Annotated in this window: 16 protein-coding genes; 6 read left to right on the top strand and 10 right to left on the bottom strand. The window is 67.1% G+C overall.

The genetic code is table 11. From position 1 onward, the window contains the following. The 10 genes from JHD77_RS19090 to JHD77_RS19135 all read right to left on the bottom strand — a co-directional run. Positions 1 to 913 (bottom strand): PqiB family protein (locus JHD77_RS19090; protein ID WP_033942860.1); only part of this gene is annotated, 913 nt, incomplete at its 3' end. Next, positions 906 to 1,526: a paraquat-inducible protein A gene (locus tag JHD77_RS19095; RefSeq protein WP_003089139.1), complete on the bottom strand. Its 621-nt coding sequence runs from the start codon at positions 1,524 to 1,526 to the stop codon at positions 906 to 908. The genes JHD77_RS19095 and JHD77_RS19090, both read right to left, overlap by 8 nt. A 648-nt stretch (positions 1,527 to 2,174) precedes the next feature. Continuing rightward, positions 2,175 to 3,758, bottom strand: coding sequence for an aldehyde dehydrogenase (NADP(+)) (locus JHD77_RS19100; RefSeq protein WP_023116127.1), 1,584 nt, complete (start codon positions 3,756 to 3,758; stop codon positions 2,175 to 2,177). Positions 3,759 to 3,886: 128 nt separating this feature from the next. After that, entirely contained in the window at positions 3,887 to 4,882 is a 996-nt protein-coding gene (gene araD1 / locus JHD77_RS19105) for an AraD1 family protein (RefSeq protein WP_023087527.1), read from the bottom strand. 27 nt (positions 4,883 to 4,909) lie between these two features. Beyond that, on the bottom strand, positions 4,910 to 6,085 hold the full coding sequence (locus tag JHD77_RS19110; protein WP_003113703.1) for an L-lyxonate dehydratase: 1,176 nt from the start codon (positions 6,083 to 6,085) through the stop codon (positions 4,910 to 4,912). A 30-nt stretch (positions 6,086 to 6,115) separates the two neighbouring features. Further along, the gene (locus JHD77_RS19115; protein ID WP_010794168.1) at positions 6,116 to 7,438 is read right to left on the bottom strand and encodes an MFS transporter; all 1,323 of its coding nucleotides are present in this window, start codon (positions 7,436 to 7,438) and stop codon (positions 6,116 to 6,118) included. A 185-nt stretch (positions 7,439 to 7,623) separates the two neighbouring features. Next, a complete protein-coding gene (locus JHD77_RS19120) occupies positions 7,624 to 8,874 on the bottom strand; it encodes an OprD family porin (RefSeq protein ID WP_003115516.1) in 1,251 nt (416 codons plus the stop codon). A gap of 172 nt (positions 8,875 to 9,046) precedes the next feature. Then, positions 9,047 to 10,060, bottom strand: coding sequence for a 4-hydroxythreonine-4-phosphate dehydrogenase PdxA (locus tag JHD77_RS19125; protein WP_003123450.1), 1,014 nt, complete (start codon positions 10,058 to 10,060; stop codon positions 9,047 to 9,049). Beyond that, on the bottom strand, positions 10,057 to 11,016 hold the full coding sequence (locus JHD77_RS19130) for an amidohydrolase family protein (protein ID WP_003113699.1): 960 nt from the start codon (positions 11,014 to 11,016) through the stop codon (positions 10,057 to 10,059). Before JHD77_RS19130 ends, JHD77_RS19125 begins: the two co-directional genes overlap by 4 nt. Beyond that, positions 11,009 to 12,334: an MFS transporter gene (locus JHD77_RS19135; RefSeq protein ID WP_003117133.1), complete on the bottom strand. Its 1,326-nt coding sequence runs from the start codon at positions 12,332 to 12,334 to the stop codon at positions 11,009 to 11,011. Before JHD77_RS19135 ends, JHD77_RS19130 begins: the two co-directional genes overlap by 8 nt. Before the next feature lie 266 nt (positions 12,335 to 12,600). Between JHD77_RS19135 and JHD77_RS19140 the strand changes: the two genes are divergently transcribed. From JHD77_RS19140 to JHD77_RS19165, 6 genes are all read left to right on the top strand, one after another. Then, the gene (locus tag JHD77_RS19140) at positions 12,601 to 13,614 is read left to right on the top strand and encodes a Bug family tripartite tricarboxylate transporter substrate binding protein (RefSeq protein ID WP_017001613.1); all 1,014 of its coding nucleotides are present in this window, start codon (positions 12,601 to 12,603) and stop codon (positions 13,612 to 13,614) included. Between the two features lie 27 nt (positions 13,615 to 13,641). Then, positions 13,642 to 14,172, top strand: coding sequence for a tripartite tricarboxylate transporter TctB family protein (locus JHD77_RS19145; protein WP_010794162.1), 531 nt, complete (start codon positions 13,642 to 13,644; stop codon positions 14,170 to 14,172). Next, a complete protein-coding gene (locus JHD77_RS19150; protein WP_023128079.1) occupies positions 14,169 to 15,689 on the top strand; it encodes a tripartite tricarboxylate transporter permease in 1,521 nt (506 codons plus the stop codon). The genes JHD77_RS19145 and JHD77_RS19150 overlap by 4 nt, the downstream gene beginning before the upstream one ends. 67 nt (positions 15,690 to 15,756) lie before the next feature. Beyond that, positions 15,757 to 16,704 carry a LysR family transcriptional regulator gene (locus tag JHD77_RS19155; RefSeq protein ID WP_003089050.1) on the top strand — a complete coding sequence of 316 codons (948 nt, stop codon included), beginning with the start codon at positions 15,757 to 15,759 and terminating at the stop codon, positions 16,702 to 16,704. Between the two features lie 81 nt (positions 16,705 to 16,785). After that, positions 16,786 to 17,262 (top strand): hypothetical protein, encoded by a 477-nt coding sequence (locus JHD77_RS19160; protein WP_003089049.1) that lies wholly within the window; start codon positions 16,786 to 16,788, stop codon positions 17,260 to 17,262. Between the two features lie 298 nt (positions 17,263 to 17,560). Continuing rightward, complete coding sequence (locus tag JHD77_RS19165) at positions 17,561 to 18,367, top strand: ABC transporter substrate-binding protein (protein WP_003089047.1); 807 nt, start codon at positions 17,561 to 17,563, stop codon at positions 18,365 to 18,367. Positions 18,368 to 18,379: the final 12 nt, after the last annotated feature.

An 18,379-nucleotide genomic window follows, 5' to 3' on the forward strand; every position in this document is an offset into this window, starting at 1 on the left:
GCACGCCGTTGAACATCACCGGGGTGCGGCCCGGATCGATACCACTGACGTCGTTCATCTTCAGCTTCACGCGCAGACCGGCCTGGGCCGCGTCGTAGTCGTCGTACAGACGGAACGGCTTGCTCGGATCGGTCGGCGGGCTGTCGCCTCGACTATCGGAAGTAGCGAAAGCGATGCCGCCGGCCGCCAGGGTCAGCAACGATTCGCTACGCACCTTGAAGCCGGACAGGCCGCCGGAAATGGAGATGCCGCTGGCGTTCCAGAATCGCGTGTGCTTGCGCACCAGGTCGGCGTAGGCCGGCTCGATGTGCACCTTGATCTCGATGGTCCTCTGGTCATCGCCCAGCTGGAAGCTCTTCACCTGGCCGACCTGGATCTGCCGGTAGAACACCGGGCTGCCCTGCTCCAGGGAGCCCAGGCGATCGGCCTTGAGGGTCAGGTGCAGGCCGGGCAGCCTGTCGGAAAGGGGGGGCGGCTGCTTCAGCGCGGTGAAGTTGCGTTCTTCCTTCTCGCCCTTCACCGGATCGACCGCGATGTAGACTCCAGAGACCAGGGTTTCCAGGCCGGTGACGCCAGCCAGGGAAACCCGCGGCTTGACCAGCCAGAAGCGGGTACCCTTGCTCAGGTACTGGCGCGCCTCCTTGTCCATTTCGATGGTGGCCACCACGCCCTTGATATCTTCGCTGACATCCAGCGCGACGACCTTGCCGACCGCGATGCCCTTGTACAGCACCTCGGTCTTCTTCGCCTGGATGCCATCGCTGCTCTCGAAGCGCACCTGGATCAGCACCCCTGCCTGGTCGTAGGCGCGCCAGCCCAGCCAGGCCCCGATAGCCAGGGCCACCAGCGGCAGCACCCAGATCGCCGACCAGTTCGAGGTCTTGTGTTTCTTCGGGCTTGGCAAATCACTCATTCTCGTCGTCCAGATTGGTGTTGTCCCAGATAAGCCGGGGGTCGAACGTCACGGCGGCGAGCATGGTGAGCACCACCACGCTGGCGAAGGCGGCGGCGCCGAGATTGGCCTCGATGCTCGCCAGGTTGCCGAAATTGACCAGCGCCACGAGGATGGCGATGACGAAGATATCGAGCATCGACCAGCGCCCGACCCATTCGATGAAGCGGTACATCATGATTCGCTGGCGGGCCGACATCGGCTGGTGCCGCTGCACCGAATAGAGCAACAGGGCGATGCCGACCAGCTTGAAGGTGGGGACGACGATACTGGCGACGAACACCACCAGAGCGATGGGAAACATGTCGGCCTGGATCAGGGTCACGACCCCGCCCATGATGGTCGCCGGGGAGCCCTTGCCGAGCATGTTGACGGTCATGATCGGCAACAGGTTGGCGGGAACGTAGAGAATCATCGCCGAGATCAGCAACGCCCAGGTACGGGCAATGCTGTTCGGCCGCCGAGGATGCAGCTTCGCGCCGCAGCGACTGCAACGCGGATGCTCGTTCCCGTCGGCGCGATTCAACTGGTGGCACTCGCCGCAGACCAGAATGCCGGCATCGATCGCACGCATTGTCGTTCTCCAGGATCTCTGCCGGGACGGTGATGGTTTGTCGTCGTCCAGCGCGGCGGCCAACCTGTGCCTTGCCCGGCAGGGAATGGGCACGGGGAAACCACCTGTCGGGGGAGGCTGCCGTCGGAAGACGATTCTGTTCGGGGCGTTACAGCGATGGCATGGGTTCGGCCACTCACGCGCATCAGTTGTCCGCTCGGCTCGATCTGGCCAGGCTGGGCCGGACTCGCTATTCATGCCGCTTGGACGACGATCGAGCGCTGGGATCGCATGATGCTTATATAGTTCACATGAGTCAATATTGTCTCATGTGTTTTTCTCCATCGCGCTATACGGAGCCAAGCGGCGATCCTGCCAGGGAGGCATCATGGCATTCGCCACGGAAGGAAGGACCCCCGGAGAGATTGTGGCGCGCCTCCTGTCTCATGCCGATGCAAGTGGCGGTATCGGCCGAGAATCCCTCGACACCGAGAAGCGGCTTTTCTGCGTCCAGGCATGGGACGATAGGAGCACTCGGGTAGCCCTGGATCGATACTCGCTTTACAGGCAGGAACACTGGCGGGCCTCTTCCGGGGCTCCTCCAGTGTCCTGCTGCACACCTCTGAGGCTCCGATATCCTCCGAACCTCGTCTTTGCCCGGTTCCTCTTTCAGTCAATCGCCGCCCGCGTCCCAACCCCGTCCACCAACCGCGCAATCCCCAATGGGTTGCCATCCTTCAGCGCTTCCGGCAGCCACGCGTCCGGGTAGTTCTGGTAGCACACCGGGCGCAGGAAACGGTCGATGGCCAGGGTGCCCACCGAGGTGCCGCGGGCGTCCGAAGTGGCCGGGTACGGGCCGCCGTGGACCATCGCGTCGCAGACTTCCACGCCGGTCGGGTAGCCGTTGAGCAGCAGGCGTCCTGCCTTCTGTTCCAGGAGCGGTACCAGGTCGGCGAAGGACGCCAGGTCTTCCCCTTCGGCGATCAGGGTCGCGGTGAGCTGCCCGTGCAGCCCATGCAGCGCGCGCTTCAGTTCGGCGTGGTCGGCGACCTCGACGACCACGCTGGCCGGGCCGAAGACTTCTTCCTGCAGCAACTCGTCGCCCTCCAGCAGCAGGCTGACGTCCGCCTGGAACAGTTGCGGCCGGGCCTGGCGGCCCTCCTGCGGTTGCCCGGCGAGATGGCGGACGCGCGGGTGGGCGTGCAGCGCCGCCAGGCCTTTTTCATAGCTGGCCAGCGTGCCGGCGTTGAGCATGGTCTGCGCCGGCTGGTCGTCCATGCGGGCGGCGAAGCGTTCGAGGAACGCCGAGAATTGCGCAGAGCGGATGCCGATGACCAGCCCGGGATTGGTACAGAACTGGCCGCAGCCGAGCACCACCGAGGCACTCAGTTCGTCGGCCACGGCCTCGCCGCGCTTCTTCAGCGCCGCCGGCAGCAGCACCACCGGGTTGATGCTGCTCATCTCGGCGAACACCGGGATCGGCTGCGCCCGGGCGGCCGCCATGTCGCAGAGGGCGCGGCCGCCCTTCAGCGAACCGGTGAAGCCGACCGCCTGGATCGCGGGGTGGCGTACCAGCCGCTCCCCTACTCCGCCGCCGTAGATCATGTTGAACACGCCCGCCGGCATGCCGGTGCGCTCGGCCGCGCGGAGGATCGCCGCGGCGACCCGTTCGGCGGTGGCCATGTGTCCGCTGTGCGCCTTGAACACCACCGGGCAGCCGGCGGCCAGGGCCGCGGCGGTATCGCCGCCGGCGGTGGAGAACGCCAGGGGGAAGTTGCTCGCGCCGAACACCGCCACCGGGCCGAGGCCGATCCGGCACTGGCGCAGGTCGACGCGTGGCAGCGGCTTGCGTTCGGGCCGGGCGCGGTCGATGCGCGCGCCATGGAAGTCGCCGCGCCGCAGGACTTCGGCGAACAGGCGCAGCTGGCCGCTGGTGCGGTTGCGTTCGCCCTGGATGCGCGTGGCCGGTAGCGCGGTTTCACGGCAGACGATGGCGACGAAATCGTCGTCCAGCGCGTCGAGTTCGGCGGCGATGGTATCGAGGAATTCCGCGCGGCGGCTGGCCGGCAGTTGCCGGTAGTGCGGGTAGGCGCTGGCGGCGGCTTCGGCGGCGGCGTCCACTTCTTCCGGGGTGGCTTGCACGAAGCGGTACGGCAGCGCCTCACCGCTGGCGGCGTCGAGGCTTTGCAGGAAGAGCGTGCCGGCCGCGCTGCGGGCGCCGCCGATGAAGTTGTGTCCGAGGATGGCTGTCATGTCGACCTCATACAGGGGAAGCCCCGCCGGGGATGGCCGGCGGGGTTGGAGCCAAGGCTCCGCAGGAATGAAGGAAACCGTGCCGCGGGTCTCTCGTGGAGCTCCGGCCTATGCACGGCGGTGGGGCTTCAGAGCGCTACCACCCGCCCCGGCGTCAGTGCGGTCTCGACGGCGGCGATGCCATTGCGCAGCGGCGCGCCGAACTCGGCCATGGCGATCTCGAAGACATCCCCCGGAGCAGCCTTGATCCCGTCGGCGAAGGACAGCGTGGCGGTACCGAAGTAATGCACGTGGACGTCGCCCGGACGGAGGAACTGCGCGTACTTGAAATGGTGGTACTCGAGGTTCTCCAGGCTGTGGCACATGTTGTCCTCGCCGGAAAGGAACGCCTGCTGCCAGAGCACTTCGCCGTCGCGCAGGATCCGGCTCTCGCCCTGCAGGTGGCGCGGCAGTTCGCCGACTCGCAGCTCCGGCCCGTAGCAGCAGGCGCGTAGCTTGGAATGCGCCAGGTACAGGTAGTTGCGGCGCTCCATCAGGTGGTCGGAGAACTCGTTGCCCAGGGCGTAGCCGAGCCGGTAAGGCCGGCGGTCATCGCCGATCAGGTAGAGCCCGACCAGCTCCGGTTCCTCGCCGGCGTCCTCGGCGAAGGCCGGTAGCGGGAAGTCCGCGCCGGGGCGCACGACGATGCCGCCGTCGCCCTTGTAGAACCATTCGGGCTGCGCGCCGACCTGGCCCGCCGGTGGCTTACCGCCCTCCAGGCCCCACCTGAAGATGCGCATGGTGTCGGTCAGCGCGGTCTCGTCGCCCTGGTTCTGCTGGTGCATGCGGTCGCGCGTCGCGGCGCTACCCAGGTGGGTCAGGCCGGTGCCGCTGACCAGGCAATGGGCCGGGTCGTCATGATCCAGCGGCGGCAGCACCCTTCCCTCCTCCAGCAACCCGGCATAGTCCGGGCCTGGCTCGCTGCCTCGGCGCAGCACCTCGTCGTGCAGGCCGCTGCCCGCGCGAATCGCCGCCAGCCCCAGTTCGCGCGTGCTGCGCACGCCGCGCAGCACCTGTATCCGGGCGCCTTCGACGACGCCGACCCGGCGCTGCCCTGCCCGGTCCTCGAATTGAATCAGCCGCATCTCGGCTCCTCCTGTGGGCTCCGACTATCACTCGATGATGATGAAATCCTTGAGGTGCTCTTCGGATATCTCCAGGCCCAGGCCGGGCTTGTGGTCGTCCAGCTGGATATAGCCGTCGACCGGCTGCGGCTCGCCCTTGAACACGTAGTAGAACAGCTCGTTGCCGACCTCGACGTCGAACACCGGGAAGAACTCGGCCATCGGCGAGGCGGTGCTGGCCATGGTCAGGTGATAGTTGTGCAACTGTCCGGCGTGCGGGATCACCGGCACCGACCAGGCCTCGGCCATGGCATTGATCTTGCGCGCGGCGGTGATCCCGCCTACGCGGTTGGTGTCGTACTGGATGACGTCCACCGCGCGGCGCTCCAGCAGGTCCTTGAAGCCGTGGCCGGTGAATTCGTGCTCGCCGCCGGAGATCGGCATGATCCCCATCTTCTTCAGCTCGACGTAGCCCTCGATGTCATCGGCGATCACCGGCTCCTCCAGCCAGCGCGGTTCGAACTCGGCGAGCTTCGGCAGCATCCGCCGGGCGTATTCCAGGGTCCAGCCCATGTAGCATTCGAGCATGATGTCGATGTCCGGCCCGGCCAGTTCGCGTAGCGCGCGGACCTGCTCGATGTTCCTGCGCATGCCCGTCGGGCCGTCCTTGGGGCCATAGCCGAAGCGCATCTTCAGCGCGGTGAAGCCCTGGTTCAGGTAGCCCTGGGCCTCTTCGAGGAAGGCGTCGAGGTTGTCGTTGGCGTAGAGCTTCGAGGCGTAGGTCCAGATCTTCTCCTTGGTGCGGCCGCCGAGCAGCTTGAACACCGGCTTGTTCACCGCCTTGCCCATGATGTCCCAGATCGCCAGGTCCACCGCCGAGATGGCTGCCATGCCGATGCCCTTGCGGCCCCAGGCGTGGGTGCGGCGATACATCTTCTGCCAGATGTACTCGTTGTCGAACGGGTCTTCGCCGATGCAGATCGGCGCCAGGTAGAGGTCGACGATTTCCTTCGCCACGCGCGGCGCCAGGGCGCAGTTGCCGATGCCGACGAGGCCGTCGTCGGTCTCGATCTCCACCACCAGCCAGCCGTGGAAGCGGAACGAACCCATGGCGTCTCCCTTCTCGAACAGGATGTCGCTGGCATTGGTGCAGAAGTGCGCCTGCGGCGGGACGACCTTGCCCTTCCATTCGAAGACGCGGGTACGGACGGATTTGATTTTCATGTCGCAGCTCCTATCGGTGCGTAGTGTGGGTCAGCCGGCCTGCCGCGCTCGCAGCGGGACGGACGACGATCCGGAGGTCTTCAGCCGGGTCAGCAGGCAGGCGCCGAGCAGGCCGACGGCGGCCAGGGCGAACATGCCGGCGCGCGGGTCGGCGAACTGGCTTTCCATGAGGGTCTTGAGGTTCGGCGCGACGAAGCCGCCGAGGTTGCCCAGGGAGTTGATCAGGGCGATGCCGCTGGCCGCGGCCGCACCGCTCAGGTAGCCGGTGGGAAGGGTCCAGAACAGCGGCTGCACCGAGACGAAGCCGGACGCGGCGAAGCAGAAGGCGATCACCGCCAGGCCCAGGTTGCCGGCCAGCGCCGAGGCGGCGATACCGGCTGCGGCCATGCCCAGCATGGCCACCGCGAGCTGGCGATGCTGGCCGCTGCGGTCGGCCTGGCGGGTCACCAGGCGCGTTACCACCAGGGCGCAGACCCAGGGAATCGCGGTGATCAGGCCGACGTTCAGACCGACCTGGCCGTCGAGGAAGCTGGCGATGCGGGTCGGCAGGTAGAACACCACGCCGTACACGCTCATCTGGATGGTGAAGTAGACCAGGCAGAACTTCAGCACCTGGCCGCTGCGCAGGGCGCTGAGGAAGCCGTGCGGGCCGCGTGCCTGTTTGCGGGTGTCTTCTTCGGCCAGCTCGCCTTCCAGCGCCCGCTTCTGCTCGTCGCTCAGCCAGCCGGCATCGCGCGGGCGGTCGACCAGGTAGAAGTAGGCGGCAATGCCGACCAGCGAGGCCAGCAGGCCCTCGGTGACGAACAGCCACTGCCAGTTGGCCAGGCCGAAGATGCCGTGGAACTCCAGCAGCCAGCCGGACAGCGGACCGCCCAGCACCAGCGCCAGCGGCAGGCCGAAATAGAACAGGCCGAGCGCCTGGGCACGGCTGCGCTGCGGGAACCAGTAGGTGAGGTAGAGGATGATGCCGGGGAAGAAGCCCGCCTCGGCGACGCCCAGCAGGAAGCGCAGGACATAGAAAGTCATGGCGTCGTCGGCGAACATCATCGCCGCCGAGACCAGGCCCCAGGTGACCATGATCCTGCACAGCCAGACCCTGGCGCCGAGGCGGTGCAGCATCAGGTTGCTGGGCACCTCGAAGCAGGCATAGCCGATGAAGAAGATGCTCGCGCCGAACGCGAAGGCGGCATCGCCGAGGCCGGTGTCGGCTTGCAGGAAGGCCCGCGCGTAGCCGACGTTGGCCCGGTCGATGAAAGCCAGTACATACATCAGGACTAGGAAAGGCAGGAGCCGCAGGCGGCTGGTGGCGATCGCCGAGGACAGCAGCCTGGCGTGGTCGTTCATGGCGCTCATGGAGGGCTTCCTTCTTGTTGTTGTTCGACGCGGAGGCGGCATGGCCGCTTGCGTTGGGCCGACTGTAGCCAGGCTGCTCCCGCGCGGATAATCACTTCTGCGCATTCATCGATAACCCCAGGCAATACCTTTTCACCAATCAGACAATCGCCGGTTATCGGGCAGCAGCGAGAACGGCCCTGCGCTCAGAGCAGCGGCAGGGAATACGAGAGGATCAGGCGGTTCTCGTCGACATCGGCGGCATGGTTGGACCGCAGCATGGCGTTGCGCCAACGCAGGCCGAGGTTCTTCAGCGGGCCGCTCTGGATCACGTAGGCGACGTCCACGTCGCGTTCCCAGGCGCGGCCGTCGTCCATCGCCTTCGTCCGGGCATGGGCGCCGCTGGCGTAGCGGGCCATGGCGGTCAGCCCGGGAATGCCCAGGGCGACGAAGTCGTAGTCGTAGCGCAGTTGCCAGGAGCGCTCGCCGGCGCTGGTGAAGTTGCGCACCTGGATGTCGTTGACCAACGGGGTGCTGGTGCCGGCGATGTAGAGCATCCCGTCGTCGCCGTACATGCGCTGGTAGCCGGCGCCGAGGCTGTGGCCGCCGCGGGTCGCGCTGAAGAAACCGGTCAGCGCGCGATTCTCCAGTTCCCCGAGCTTCGCGGCACCTTCGTCGCGCGTGTCGAAGAGCCCGACGCTGGCGCCCAGGCGCCAGCCGCCGAAGCTCTGCTTGTGGCTCAAGCTGTAGTAGTCCTGCCGGTAGATGTCTTGCAGTCGCGCCTGCCACAGCCCGACCTGGCTGCGCTCGGCATTGAAGCGGTACTCCGCGCCCAGGTAGTCGAAACGGTCGGAGAACGCCCCGCCGCGCCCATCCACCGAGAGGTCCTGGTGGTCGCTGGAGTTGCGCTGGCTGAGCGAACGCATCTGCCCGCCGTGCAGGGTCAGGCCGGCGATTTCCCTGGAGGTCAGCATGCCGCCCTGGAAGGTCTGTGGCAGCAGGCGGCCGTCGTTGCGCAGGAGGATTGGCAGTTCCGGCAGCAGTTCGCCGAGCTTCAGCTCGGTATTCGACAGCTTCAGCTTCGGCGCCACGCCCAGTCGCGCGTAGTCGTCCGCTGCGCGTCCGTCGGCGTGGCGTGGCAGCAGCCCGGAGCCAGCACGATCAGGGCTGCTGTCGAGCTTCAGGCCGAGCTGGCCGATCAGCTCGACGCCGAGGCCCAGGGTGCCCTGGGTATAGCCGGACTTCGCCTGTAGGAGAAAGCCTTGGGCCCACTCCTCCTGTTTCGACTGCGCCGCGCCGGGCTGGCGGAAGTCGCGATTGAAATAGAGATTGCGCAGGCCGAGGCTGACGCTGGCGTCTTCGATAAAGCCCTCGGCGCCGGCGAGCGACGGCAGGCCGGCCAGCAGGACCGGAGCGAGCGAGGCGGATTTCAGCAGGTTCGGAGCGGAACGGGTCATTGTTGTTTTTCCTTTTCCCAGGCCGAAGCGAGCCGTGGAGCGCTGCGGCTCCAGGCGATGTGTCTCTCGTCGAAGGTGCGACGCCTCCTGCCCCGCCGCGACGGTACAGGGAGGCGCCAGGGAGCGCGTTACGAAGGGGCGGCGCTCTGGTTGTCGCGTCGCATGCAGGCGATCAGGCTTTGCGCCTGCCCATCCGGCAGGCGATCTCGAACGCCTGGCGGGTGGCGCCGACGTCGGCCCTTCCCTGCCCGGCGATATCGAAGGCGGTACCGTGGGCCGGCGTAGCGATGGGGATCGGCAGGCCGCCCTGGACGGTCACGCCGCGGGAGAAGCCCATCAGCTTGATCGCGATCTGCCCCTGGTCGTGGTACATGGTCACCACCGCGTCGAAGGCACGGGCGTCGCCCTGCACCTTGAGGAAAATGGTGTCGGCGGGATACGGGCCGTCGGCGGCGATCCCCTGTTCGCGCGCCTTCTGCACCGCCGGAGCGATGATGTCCAGCTCCTCGCGGCCGAAGCTGCCGTTGTCGCCGTTGTGCGGGTTCAGTCCGCAGACGCCGATGCGCGGCCGCGCCAGGCCGCTGCGGCGCAGCGCGTCGTCGATCAGGCGGATCGCCTCCCCTACCCGCTCCTGGCTGAGCAGGCCCGGCACCTCGGCCAGGGCTACGTGGGAGGTCACCCGCGAGGTCCAGAGGTCGTCGAGGACGTTGAACTCGCAGAACGGGCCGCCGAACCCCAGGCGCTCGGCGAACCAGTGCAACTCGTCGCTGTGGTCCATGCCGGCCATGTGCAGCGAGGTCTTGTTCAGCGGGCCGAAGAGGATCGCGTCGGTCCTGCCGCTGCGGGTCAGTTCGAGGGCCAGCGCGAGGGTCTCCAGGCTGTAGCGGCCACCGACGGCGCTCGCTTCGCTGCGTGGGAACTCGTCCCCGCCCTGGCTGAGCCAGGGATGCAGCAGTGGCGTGGCGTCGGCGAAATCCAGGGTCTCCAGCGCGTCGATGCGCCGGTAGGGGAATTCGCAGCCGGCGATGCGCATGCCGCGGCGCATTTCCGCTTCGTCGGCGATCAGCACGATGTGCGCCTTCTCGCGCACCTCGGTGTCGGCCAGCAGGCGGGCGATCAGTTCCGGGCCGATGCCGGCCGGATCGCCCAGGACCATGGCCAGTCGCGGTAGGGATGGAGCGTTCATGGGGAAGTCCTCGGGTCGGGCGACGCCTGCTGCAGGCGCACGGTGTCGGGTACGGTGCGGTAGATGCGCCGCGCGTTGCTATGGAAAAGCCGTTCCTGGTCGGCGTACGGCAGGTCGGCGACGATGCGTTTGAAACCGCCATAGATGTCGTCGAACGAGCCGCACAGGCTGTCCACCGGAAAGTTGCTGGCGAACATCGCCCGCTCGACGCCGAACAGGGCGATGCTTTCGCGGACGATCCAGGCGTTGTCCTCGACGCTCCAGCGCCGGCCGGCCTGGCCAATGCCGGAGATCTTCAACGCCACGTTGGGGCATTCGGCGAAGCGCGCCATGGCCCGTTGCCAGGCGGCCAGCCCTTCCTCGCTGCGATCGGACGGCAGGCCGGCGTGGTTGAGCACGATCAGCGTATCGGGGAAGTCGCGCGCCAGGCATGCGGCCTCGGCGAGGTTCCACCAGGGTGTCTGCAGGTCGAAGTGCAGGCCGTGCCGGGCCAGCTCGGCATAGCCGCGACGCCAGCGCTCGTCGCTCATCAGGCTGCGCAGCTCGCCGACCTGTTGCGGGCGTTGCGGACCGCCGGGCTTGTGGCGGACGCTGCGGACCCGTGCGAAGCCCGCCTGCGCCGCCAGCACCTCGGCGGCGTCCGGCGCGTCCAGCCAGGCCTGCGCCACCACCGCGTGGGGCGCGCCATGGCGTTCGGCGAGGTGATGCACGAAGCGGGTTTCGCCGAGCGGATCGCGCGGGTCCCACTCGGTTTCCACGTAGACCGTCTCGACCACCCGGTGTGCGCCGACGTCGCCGAAGTAGTCCGCCGGCAGGTAGCGGCGCTTGATCGCGCTGTAGTCGCCGTAGCGGAACGGAATCTTGGCGTCCTCCGCGAGCCAGGGGTGGTAGTTCGCCTGCGGGTCCCAGAAATGATGATGGGCGTCGACGATCGGCCCGTCGTACAGCTCAGCCATGCTTTGCCTCGGTCTTGTCCAGGGAAATCAGCAGGGTGCCGGCGATGAAGGCTGCCGAGCAGAGGGCGAAGAAGCCCAGCACCGCGGCATATCCGCCCAGGTGTTGCAGCAGCAGCCCGACCAGGATCGGCACGGCGATGCCGCCGAGGCTGCCGGCCATGTTCATCACCCCGCCGACCAGGCCGACCCGGGCCGGAGCGGCGAGCAAGGCCGGAAAGCTCCAGTACAGGCTGCCCCACATCAGGAAGAAGGCGGTCAGCGCCAGCAGGGTCACGGCGGCATAGGCATCTTCCAGGCTCGGCAACAGCAGGAAGGCGACCAGCGCCGCGAGGCCCGAGACCGTCAGCAGGCCCTTGGCCGCCAGGCCGCGGCGCACGCCCTTGCGGATCAGCAGGTCGCAGAGGAAGCCGCCGACCAGGGAACCGACGGCTCCGCAGAGGAAGATGACGAAGGTCGCGGCGCCGATACCCTTGATATCGAAGCCGCGCGCCTGCGCCAGGTAGCTAGGACCCCAGGTCAGCAGGCCGAAGAACACCATGGCCCAACTGGCGCGGCCGAGGACGATACCGACCAGGGAGCGGCCGGCGATGCCCAGTCTTCCGCCGGCCTGGCAGTCCGCTTCGGCGAGCGGGGTGGTGCGGTCGGCGTTGATCCGGCCCAGCTCGGCGGCGTTGACCCCGGGATGCTCGGCCGGGTCGTCGCGCAGGTAGTGCCAGGCCAGCCAGGCCATGGCCAGGGTGGCGATGCCGGCGATGAAGAAGGCGCTGCGCCAGGAGCCGAGCACGGCGATCAGGTAGGCGATGACCAGTCCGCCGAGAGCGACGCCCAGCGGCCCTCCGCAGTCCATCAGCACGGCGCCGCGGCTGCGTTCGCTGGAGCCCAGCCACAGCGAGTTGAGCTTGCCGCCGGAGGGGAACAGCGGCGCTTCCGCCGCGCCCAGGGCGACCCGGGCGAACATCAGCGACAGGCCGCCGCTGGCGAAGGCCGCGAGGGTCTGGAAGGCTCCCCAGAGGCCGGTGGACCAGCCGATCACCCGGCGCGGGCCGTAGCGGTCGATCAGCCAGCCGCCGGGAATCTGCAACAGCGCGTAGGCCCAGAAGAAGCTGCTGAGGATCAGCCCCTGCATGCTCGGCGTGAGCTGGAATTCACCGGCGATGGTGGGCATGGCGATGGACAGCGAGACCCGGTCGACCAGGTTGATCACCGTCAGGGCGAAGACGATGGCGAAGATGCGCCAGCGGACGTTGCTGGGTTTTGCGGCAGTGGCCTTGTCCTGGGCAGGATCAGCCTGGAGCACGGCGGTCTGTGCCTGAGCCATGGGTCGTACCTCTTTTATTGTTGTTCTTGTGCTGCGGAACTGGGTTGGCAGGTCCGGCAGGCCCACTATCCGGCTTTCCATCGATAACCGTCTAATCAAAGCTGCTCATACGGCCATTTCCTACGGTTATCGCTCCAGGTATCCGACATCCGCTTCCACTCATAACCCCAGGCTATCGGTGTATGCCTTATTTTGAGTGGACGCTTATCGGTGCGCTTCGCACACTCCGCTCTACCCATAACAACAATGACAACCAGAGGTCCTCCATGCGTACCGCATATGCGCGCTCCGTCCCCTCCTTCCTGGCCGCTTGCGCCCTGCTCTGCTGCACCACCCTGCCCGCCCTGGCGGCTGCCTGGAAACCCGAAGAGAACCTGGAGATCGTCGTCGCCGGCGGTCCCGGTGGCGGCACCGACCAACTCGCCCGCCTGGTCCAGTCGGCGATCAGCCAGAACAAGCTGCTCGACGTCAACACCGTGGTGCTGAACAAGGGCGGCGGCAACGGCGCCGAAGCCTTCCTCGACCTGAAGCTGGCCAAGGGCAACGCGCACAAGCTGGTGATCGGCACCAACAATGTCTACCTGCTGCCGCTGGTGGCCCGGCTGGGCTACCAATGGACCGACCTGACGCCGGTGGCGGCGGTGGCCGAGGACGACTTCATCCTCTGGACCTACCAGGCGGCGCCGTGGGCGGACGCCGCGGCGTTCCTCGCCGATCTGAAGAAGGACGCGACAGGCATGCGCTTCGGCGGCAGCCAGTCGAAGGACGTCGACCAGACTCTAAGCCTGCTGCTCGGCAAGCAGGTCGGCGGCAAGCTGACCTACATCCCCTTCAAGAGCGGCAGCGAGGCGTCCATCCAGTTGGCCGGCAGGCACATCGCCGCCAACCTCAACAACCCGGCGGAAAGCCTCAGCCAGTGGCGCGGCGGCCAGGTCCGGCCGCTCTGCGTGTTCAGCCACGAGCGCATGATCTACACCGCCAAGGTCGCTGCCGAGCAGTCCTGGGCGGACATCCCCACCTGCCACGAGCAGGGCCTGGGCATCGACCAGTACCGCTTCCCGCGCACCGTGTTCCTGCCCGGCGGAGTCAGCGACGAGCAGCGCGCCTTCTACGTCGAGTTGATGCGCAAGGTCAGCCAGACCGCCGAGTTCAGGGACTATGTCGAACGCTCGGCGCTGGCGCCGACCTTCCTCGCAGGCGAGGACCTGGTGAGCTACATCGAGAAGGACCGCCAGCGCGTCATCCCGCTGTTCCAGGAAGCCGGCTGGCTTCGCCAGTAACCCGCGTAGCGCGACCAGGAGACGAACATGTCCAGCTCATCCGATGCGCCGCTGGTCGCCACCCGCTGGGTGGAGATCGGCCTGGCGCTGTTCACCGCCGCGCTCGGCGCGATCGTCATGTACGGCAGCCAGGATATCGGCATCGGCTGGGGCGACAGCGGCCCCGAGGCCGGCTATTTCCCCTTCTACATCGGCCTGCTGCTGAGCGCCGCCAGCCTCGGCAACCTGCTCATGGCCCTGTGCCGCTGGCGGGCGCTGGGTACCTCGTTCGTCGCCCGCACGGCCTTTCGCCGGGTGCTTGCGGTGTTCCTGCCGATCGCCGCCTACGTGGCGGCCATGCCGTTCGCCGGGATCTACCTCGCCTCCGCGTTGTTCATCGCCTGGTTCATGTGGCGCGACCGTAGCCGCGACAAACCCTACGGCGTGCCGCTGATCGTCACGCTGTCCTGCGGTGCGGCGCTGGCCAGCTACCTGGTCTTCGCCGTCTGGTTCAAGGTCCCGCTGGATGCCGGAATACTGGTCGACCTCGCGGCCTTCGTCGGGAGCGCCAGGCCATGAGCGAATTCGATTCCCTGATGCAGGGCATGAGCCTGGTCCTCAGCGCCCATCACCTCGGCCTGATGGTGATCGGCGTGCTGCTCGGCATCCTGGTCGGCGTGCTGCCGGGCCTCGGTGCGCCGAACGGGGTGGCGCTGCTGCTGCCGCTGACCTTCAGCATGTCGCCGGTGTCGGCGATCATCCTGCTTTCCTGCATGTACTGGGGCGCGTTGTTCGGCGGCTCGATCACCTCGATCCTGTTCAACATCCCCGGCGAGCCGTCGTCGGTGGCCACCACCTTCGACGGCTACCCGATGGCGCGCAACGGCCAGGCCGGCGAAGCGCTGACCGCCGCCTTCACCTCGGCGCTCCTCGGGGCGCTGGTCGGCGTGCTGCTGCTGACCTTCCTGTCCACCCATATCGCTCGCTTCGCCCTGGCGTTCAGCTCGCCCGAGTTCTTCGCCGTCTACCTGCTGGCGTTCTGCACCTTCATCGGCATGAGCCGCAACCCGCCATTGAAGACCCTGGTGGCGATGACCATCGGCTTCGCCATGGCCGCCGTGGGCATGGATACCGTGTCCGGCGAGCTGCGCCTGACCTTCGACCAGCCCTGGCTGCTTTCCGGGCTGAGTTTCGAGGTGGCGGTGATCGGCCTGTTCGGCATCGGCGAGATCCTCTGCACGGTGGAGGAAGGCCTGGTGTTTCGCGGCGAGCGCGCACGCATCACGCCGATGGTGATCCTGCGTACCTGGGCCAGGCTGCCGCGCTACTGGCTGACCTGGCTGCGCAGCGCGCTGGTCGGCTGCTGGATGGGCGTCACTCCGGGCGGCCCCACCGCCGCCTCGTTCATGAGCTACAGCCTGGCGCGGCGCTTCTCGAAGAACCGCGAGAACTTCGGCAAGGGCGAGGTGGAAGGCGTGATCGCTCCGGAGACAGCCGACCATAGCGCCGGCACCAGCGCCCTGCTGCCGATGCTGACGCTCGGCATCCCCGGCTCGGCGACCGCCGCGGTGATGCTCGGTGGTCTGATGATCTGGGGGCTGCATCCCGGGCCGACGCTGTTCGTCGAACAGCACGACTTCGTCTGGGGCCTGATCGCCAGCATGTACCTGGGCAACGTGGTCAGCCTGATCGTGGTACTGGCGACCGTGCCGCTGTTCGCCTCGATCCTGCGGATTCCGTTCGCCATCGTCGCACCGATCATCGTCATGGTCTGCGCCATCGGCGCCTACTCGGTGCACAACGCCATGCTCGACGTGGTCCTGATGCTGCTGTTCGGCGCGCTCGGCTACCTGTTCAAGAAACTCGGCTACCCCATCGCCCCGCTGGTGCTCGCCGCGGTGCTCGGCGACAAGGCCGAGGACGCGTTCCGCCAGTCGATGCTGTTCTCCGACGGGCAACTCTCGGTGTTCTGGTCCAACCCGCTGGTGGCCGGCCTGACCGGCGCGGCGCTGGCGATGCTGCTCTGGCCGTTGCTGGCGCGGTGCGCCGGGGCGCTGTTCCGGCGTGGCCGGCGGAGTCTCCGGCATGCCGCCTGAGCCTGCGTCTGGCGGCGGGGTGGATTTCTTGTCACCCTGGGTCTCCCCGCCGCCAGCGAGATACGCCATGTCCCGGATTCCCGACGCCAGCATCATCCACAGCCGCCTGCGCCTGCGCCAGTTGCGCCTGATGCTGGCCCTGGAGGAACTCGGCTCGCTGCGCCGCGCCGCCGACGAGATCGGCATGACCCAGCCGGCGGCGACCAAGATGCTCCACGAGGCCGAAGACCTGCTCGGCGTCGAGTTGTTCGAGCGTTTGCCGCGCGGCATGCGCGCGACGCCTTTCGGCGAGACGCTGATCTATTACTCGCGGATGATCTTCGCCGAGCTGTCCGGGATGCGCGAGGAACTGGTTGCGCTGGAATCCGGCAACCTCGGCCGGGTCACCGTCGGAGCGATCCCGGCGCTGGCCTCGAGCCTGCTGACGCGCACCATCGCCACCCTGAAGCAGAGTCATCCACGGCTGTCGATGAGCATCCAGGTGGACACCAGCGACGTGCTGGTCCAGGCCCTGCAACAGGACCAGCTGGACGTGGTGCTCGGACGCATCCCCAGCGGCGCGCGCACCGACGACCTGGTGTTCGACAGCCTCGGCGAGGAAGAACTCTGCGTGGTGGTCGGCGCGCAGAACCCGTTGTCGCAGGCACGCAAGCTGGACTGGGGCGAGTTGCAGGAGCTGACCTGGGTGTTGCAGCAGCACCCCAGCCCGATGCGCGGGATCGTCAACCAGGCCTTCCACAATGCGCGCATCGACCTGCCGAGCAGTATCGTCGAGACCACCTCGATCATGACCCTGCTCTCCCTGCTGCAACAGACCGACATGATCGGCATCACTCCACGCTCGGTGATCGAGGACTACCCGGGCAAGCACCTGCTGGCGATCCTGCCGATCCAGCTGGAGCCGCGCCTGCCGCCCTACGGCCTGATCACCCGACGCAACCGGGTCCACTCCTCGGCCATGCAGACCTTCATGGCCAGCGTACATGCCGAACAGGCGCGGCACCTGGCGAAGTGAGCGGCACTAGCACAAATGAGCTAATAGCCGCGAGCCGGCTGGACCTCTAACATCCTGCGGCATTTCAACGGAGTGAATGCCATGCCCTCGATCAAGCCCTTCGGTCTCGCCCTGCTCGTCCTCGGTCTCAGCGCCTGCGCCTCCCTCGGTCAGTCGGGGAATCGCGACAACGAGGTCAAGGTCGCCGCGCAGAAGCTCATCGGCCAGCCCGCCGGCAAGGCCTTCGAACTGTTCGGCAAGCCCGACCAGGGCCTCGGCCCTTCGTCCTACGGTAGCGGCGGCTTCTACGCCTGGAACCGCGTGCGGACCCACATGGGGCCGGACAAGGTCTTCATACAGACCGGCACCGAGTACGTCGGCCAGCGCGAGACCTGGGTCGGCGTCGGTGGCCAGGGGGTGGCCGGCATGGCGCCGGTGAGTAGCGAGGCGGTCTATCGCAAGACCGGCTACTACGAGAACGAGACCATCCTCGACTATTTCTGCAGCATCACCCTGTACACCGACAGCCGGGACATCATCACCAACGCCAGCGTGATCGACTGCCGGGACAGCCGCTGACGGGGCCGCCGGGCCCCGGCCTTCCTTCTCGACGACGAACCCCCAACGCGGAAGCCCTGCGGATCATGGCGTTACGCTATCGTTTTTTATTTCCTTGAATCCTTGTTTTCATACCTCTTATTTCGTCTGGAAATAAGATAGATCGATTCATTCTTTTCTCCCGACCCTTGGCCCCTGCCAAACTCCCTTCGCCACGGGATACCCCCGCGCCGACATGGCGGCATTCCCATCCGGAATGTCCGCCCCACATTGCAAGGCCCTGATCGTCGATCGCGGCCGACAAGGAGCTGGAACTTTCATGAAGAAACTCCCCGCCATCACCGCCCTCGCCCTCGCCCTGATCTCCGGCCTGGCCCAGGCCGACCGCCTGGAGGACATCCGCAAGGCCGGCGTATTGCGCGTCGCGTCCTTCGACAGCAACCCGCCGTTCGGCTTCGTCGACGCCAAGAGCAAGCAGATCGAAGGCCTCGACGTCGACTATGCCAAGGCCCTGGCCGACAAGCTGGGCGTCCGGCTGCAAGTGCTGCCGACCAACCCGGCCAACCGCATCCCGCTGCTGACGGCGAACAAGGTCGACCTGGTCCTGGCCAACTTCACCATCACCCCGGAGCGTGCGCAGCAGGTGGACTTCAGCATCCCCTACTTCTCCTCCGGCCAGCAGTTCATCGTCAAGAAAGGCACCCTGACCTCGCCGGAAGTCCTCAACAAGTGGCGGGTCGGCGTGGACAAGGGCACGGTCAACGAAGGCGTGCTGCGCGAGAAGTTCCCCGGCGCCAAGGTCATCGCCTACGACGACACGCCCTTCGCTTTCACCGCCCTGCGCAACGGCCAGGTCCAGGCCATCACCCAGGACGGTCCGAAGCTGATCGGCCTGCTGGCCAACGTGCCCGACCGCGACAAGTACGAAGTGCCACCCTTCACCATTTCCAACGACCTGATCGGCGTCGGTATTCCCAAGGGCGAGAAGGCCCTGACCGAGTTCGTCGACAAGAGCCTGCGCGAGCTGGAGCAGGACGGCCAGGCGCAGAAGATCTACGACACCTGGTTCGGTCCGCAGACCAAGACCCCGCTGGCGCGCCTGTACAAGATCGGCGACAAGAGCTGAGCGGCCCGCTTC

Origin of the sequence: Pseudomonas sp. P20 (assembly GCF_016463925.1) — a bacterium.
Taxonomy (GTDB): domain Bacteria; phylum Pseudomonadota; class Gammaproteobacteria; order Pseudomonadales; family Pseudomonadaceae; genus Pseudomonas; species Pseudomonas aeruginosa.

Bases quoted from the DNA above. Each gene is read 5' to 3' on its own strand.
- JHD77_RS19150 (WP_023128079.1), top strand. From the start codon at position 14,169: ATGAGCGAATTCGATTCCCTGATGCAGGGCATGAGCCTGGTCCTCAGC.
- JHD77_RS19135 (WP_003117133.1), bottom strand. From the start codon at position 12,334: ATGGCTCAGGCACAGACCGCCGTGCTCCAGGCTGATCCTGCCCAGGAC.
- JHD77_RS19160 (WP_003089049.1), top strand. From the start codon at position 16,786: ATGCCCTCGATCAAGCCCTTCGGTCTCGCCCTGCTCGTCCTCGGTCTC.
- JHD77_RS19100 (WP_023116127.1), bottom strand. From the start codon at position 3,758: ATGACAGCCATCCTCGGACACAACTTCATCGGCGGCGCCCGCAGCGCG.
- JHD77_RS19140 (WP_017001613.1), top strand. From the start codon at position 12,601: ATGCGTACCGCATATGCGCGCTCCGTCCCCTCCTTCCTGGCCGCTTGC.
- JHD77_RS19165 (WP_003089047.1), top strand. From the start codon at position 17,561: ATGAAGAAACTCCCCGCCATCACCGCCCTCGCCCTCGCCCTGATCTCC.
- JHD77_RS19120 (WP_003115516.1), bottom strand. From the start codon at position 8,874: ATGACCCGTTCCGCTCCGAACCTGCTGAAATCCGCCTCGCTCGCTCCG.
- JHD77_RS19095 (WP_003089139.1), bottom strand. From the start codon at position 1,526: ATGCGTGCGATCGATGCCGGCATTCTGGTCTGCGGCGAGTGCCACCAG.
- araD1 (WP_023087527.1), bottom strand. From the start codon at position 4,882: ATGCGGCTGATTCAATTCGAGGACCGGGCAGGGCAGCGCCGGGTCGGC.
- JHD77_RS19110 (WP_003113703.1), bottom strand. From the start codon at position 6,085: ATGAAAATCAAATCCGTCCGTACCCGCGTCTTCGAATGGAAGGGCAAG.
- JHD77_RS19130 (WP_003113699.1), bottom strand. From the start codon at position 11,016: ATGGCTGAGCTGTACGACGGGCCGATCGTCGACGCCCATCATCATTTC.
- JHD77_RS19155 (WP_003089050.1), top strand. From the start codon at position 15,757: ATGTCCCGGATTCCCGACGCCAGCATCATCCACAGCCGCCTGCGCCTG.
- JHD77_RS19145 (WP_010794162.1), top strand. From the start codon at position 13,642: ATGTCCAGCTCATCCGATGCGCCGCTGGTCGCCACCCGCTGGGTGGAG.
- JHD77_RS19125 (WP_003123450.1), bottom strand. From the start codon at position 10,060: ATGAACGCTCCATCCCTACCGCGACTGGCCATGGTCCTGGGCGATCCG.
- JHD77_RS19115 (WP_010794168.1), bottom strand. From the start codon at position 7,438: ATGAGCGCCATGAACGACCACGCCAGGCTGCTGTCCTCGGCGATCGCC.